This window comes from Pseudofrankia coriaricola, assembly GCF_001854805.1.
Classification (GTDB): domain Bacteria; phylum Actinomycetota; class Actinomycetes; order Frankiales; family Frankiaceae; genus Pseudofrankia.
The window spans coordinates 1-3,354 of the sequence record NZ_MBLO01000159.1; the positions used below are offsets into that span (position 1 = coordinate 1).

3 protein-coding genes are annotated in these 3,354 nt (G+C 69.1%); 1 reads left to right on the forward strand and 2 read right to left on the reverse strand.

Features of this window, described 5'->3' with window-relative positions:
• The coding region (locus BCD48_RS20970; RefSeq protein WP_274536561.1) for a TCP-1/cpn60 chaperonin family protein at positions 1-424 on the reverse strand (424 nt) is incomplete at its 3' end.
• 665 nt (positions 425-1,089) lie between these two features.
• Between BCD48_RS20970 and BCD48_RS20975 the strand changes: the two genes are divergently transcribed.
• Positions 1,090-2,304: a zinc-dependent alcohol dehydrogenase gene (locus BCD48_RS20975; protein ID WP_071050113.1), complete on the forward strand. Its 1,215-nt coding sequence runs from the start codon at positions 1,090-1,092 to the stop codon at positions 2,302-2,304.
• A gap of 243 nt (positions 2,305-2,547) precedes the next feature.
• Here BCD48_RS20975 and BCD48_RS20980 read toward each other — a convergent pair whose 3' ends face one another.
• On the reverse strand, positions 2,548-3,213 hold the full coding sequence (locus BCD48_RS20980) for a response regulator (protein WP_071050114.1): 666 nt from the start codon (positions 3,211-3,213) through the stop codon (positions 2,548-2,550).
• Positions 3,214-3,354: the final 141 nt, after the last annotated feature.

A 3,354-nucleotide genomic window follows, 5' to 3' on the forward strand; every position in this document is an offset into this window, starting at 1 on the left:
GCTCCTTGGTCTCGACCTCCTTGGCCTGCTTCGAGAGCTCCTCGGAGACACTCTCGACAGCGACCTCGATGCCCTTCTTCAGGCTCAGCGGGTTCGCACCCGCGGCCACGTTGCGCAGGCCCTCACGGACCAGCGCCTGGGCCAGGATCGTCGCGGTGGTCGTGCCGTCACCCGCGACGTCGTTGGTCTTCTTCGCGACTTCCTTGACGAGCTCGGCGCCGATCTTCTCGTACGGGTCCTCGAGCTCGATCTCCTTGGCGATGGAGACACCGTCGTTGGTGATCGTGGGTACGCCCCACTTCTTCTCCAGAACGACGTTACGGCCCTTCGGACCAAGCGTGACCTTCACGGCGTCGGCCAGCTGGTTCATGCCGCGCTCCAGGCCGCGCCGCGCCTCCTCATCGAAGGCAATGATCTTCGACATATGGGTGCTTCCTCCTGAGGCTCAAGCCCGTGTGGAGGAGTGTCGGCCGCCCGCAGCGCCCGCGACGAAGGCGATGCTCCAGGCTGCGGCAAGGCACCCTTCACGCCACTGGTTAGCACTCGACCCTACTGAGTGCTAACACCCTGTATAGCCCCTGGCGAGCAGGAACGCAATGGGCCGACCCGCCCGCGGCCCAGGACACGGGCGACGAGCGGGCCGGCCGTAGGCGTACCTACCCCCCAACCCGGCCGCCATCCTGAACCAGCTCAACACCGCCCTGCTCACCCAGTATCCGGACAGCGAACGGTTCCTCACCGTCGCGCACCTCGACGTTCGCGAAAGCCGACGAGGCGCGCCGTGACCGTCTGCTCCGCTGGCCACACCCCGGTCCTGCTCCGCCGCGACCGCACCGTGACCCCGTGTCGGCGATTACGCGACCCGAGCCCGCCACATTTCGGGAATGCCACTCAATTCCCTCTCGCCCACTCGCCTCGCCGGGCGTCGACGCCCCGCTCGGGCGATAGTTACCTGTGGCGATGGAATGAGCCTGCCGTGTCGTCGATGTTGGTGTGTCAAGCAGCGGACTGGAGTTCCGCTGTGAATCGGCCCGGCGGGCGTCCGCGATCAGTACCGCGAACCACGAGGGAAGAAAGGGGCGGAAGGCGATGAGAGCAGTCGTGTGGCACGGCGTCGGCGATATCCGCCTTGATACCGTCACCGAACCGAAGATCGAGCAGCCGACCGACGCAGTCGTTCGCATCACCACCGCGGCGATCTGCGGTACGGACCTGCATTTCGTCCGGGGCACGGTACCGGGGATGAAGCCGGGCACCATCATCGGGCACGAAGGGGTCGGCGTAGTCGAAGATGTCGGCCAGAGCGTCCGCAACTTCAGGCGCGGCGATCGGGTGCTGCTGTCCGCCGTCCTCGGTTGCGGCTCCTGCACCTACTGCCGCAGCGGCTATTTCGCCCAGTGCGACGATGTCAATCCTTACGGTCGCAGGTCCGGATCGGCCTTTTACGGCGCTCCGAAGGACAACGGCTCGTTCGACGGGCTGCAGGCCGAGTACGCCCGCGTGCCCTACGCCCACACCAACCTGTTCCGGCTGCCGGACTCGATCTCCGATGATCAGGCGATCCCGCTGTCGGATATCTACCCCACCGGTTACTTCGGCGCGGTCATCGCCGAAGTATCGGATGGCGACGTGGTGGCGGTCTGGGGCAGTGGGCCGGTGGGACAGTTCGCCATTCTGTCCTCGTTCCAGCGCGGCGCGGCGCGAGTGATCGCGATCGATGGCCACGCCGACCGGCTGGAACGCGCCCAGACGCTGGGAGCCGAGGTGGTCAACTTCAACGAAGAGGACCCCGTCGAGGCGCTCCTGGATCTGACGCGCGGTGTCGGTCCCGACCGGGCCATCGACGCCGTGGGGGTGGACGCGGAAAGCCCGAAGTCCGGCCCCGCCGCCGCCAGGGCCCGCGAGCAGGACGATCAGCACCGCGAGGAGCTGCGGCAGATCGCCCCCGAGACGAACGAGCACAACGGACACTGGAAGCCTGGCGACGCGCCGACGCAGGCCCACTCCTGGGCGGTCGAGAGCCTGGCCAAGGCGGGCACGCTGGGCATCATCGGGGTATATCCGCCGACCGACAGGTTCTTCCCGATCGGCACCGCGATGAACAAGAACCTCACCATCAACATGGGAAACGGCAACCACCCGCGGTACATCCCGAAGCTGCTGGCCATGGTGGAATCGGGGGTGGCGAACCCAGAGAAGGTAGTCACCCAGCACGAGCCGATGCGGGACGTGCTCGCGGCCTACGAGGAGTTCGACCTGCGCCGCCCTGGCTGGCTCAAGGTCGTCCTGGACCCGACCAGCTAACCCGCATTCGGGACTGTCGGGTTGTCGGGAGTCGAGGCATCACCAAACCGGCGACGGCTCCGCACGCCTCGGCTCCTCACGACGCAAGACGCTCAGACGCAAGACGTTCAGCGGGGCTTCCCTCGGAGCTGTCCGGGGAACGGACCGGCCCGGCCGAGATCAGGCGGCCCAGGCCGGTGTAGTCCAGAGCTGGTCGGCGACCCGCGGGGCCGCCGACCAGCAGGTTTCCGATGCTCGCGACGGTCAGGGCAGCCAGCCGGGGCGGACCAGGCCGGCCTCGTACGCGAACACCACGAGCTGTGCCCGGTCACGGGCGCCGAGCTTGACCATCGCGCGCGAGACATGGGTCTTGGCCGTGGCCGGGCTCACCGTCAGCCGGGCGGCGATCTCGTCGTTGGACAGGCCGGTGCCGGCCAGCGTGACCACCTCCCGTTCCCGGTCGGTGAGCTCGGCCAGCTTCCGCGGCGGGGCCGGTGTGGAGGTCCGGGCCGCGAACTGCTCGATGACCCGCCGGGTGACGCTCGGCGACAGCAGGCCGTCGCCGGCCGCCACAACCCGGACGGCGTGAATGAGCTCGGCCGGCTGGGTGCTCTTCACCAGGAACCCGGCCGCGCCGGACCGCAGCGCCTCGCCAACGTATTCGTCCAGCTCGAACGTGGTGAGAACGACGATCCGGATCCCGGCCAGCGCCGGATCGGCGGCGATCTGCCGGGTCGCGGCCAGGCCGTCGACGCCCGGCATGCGGATGTCCATGAGGATCACGTCCGGGCGCAACTGCCGCGCCAGCCGGATGGCGTGCGTGCCGTCGCCTGCCTCGCCGACCACCTCGAGGTCCGGCTCGGCGTCCAGCAGCGCTCGGAAACCGGCCCGGACCAGCGCCTGGTCGTCCGCGAGGACCACCCGGATCACGGCGCGGGCTCCGGGTCGAGGGGCAGGCTGGCGCGCACCTGCCAGCCACCGTCCGGCGACGGCCCGGCCCACAGCGCGCCGCCCAGCGCGGCCGCCCGCTCGCGCATACCGGTGATCCCGTTGCCCGCCGGAGTGTCCGCC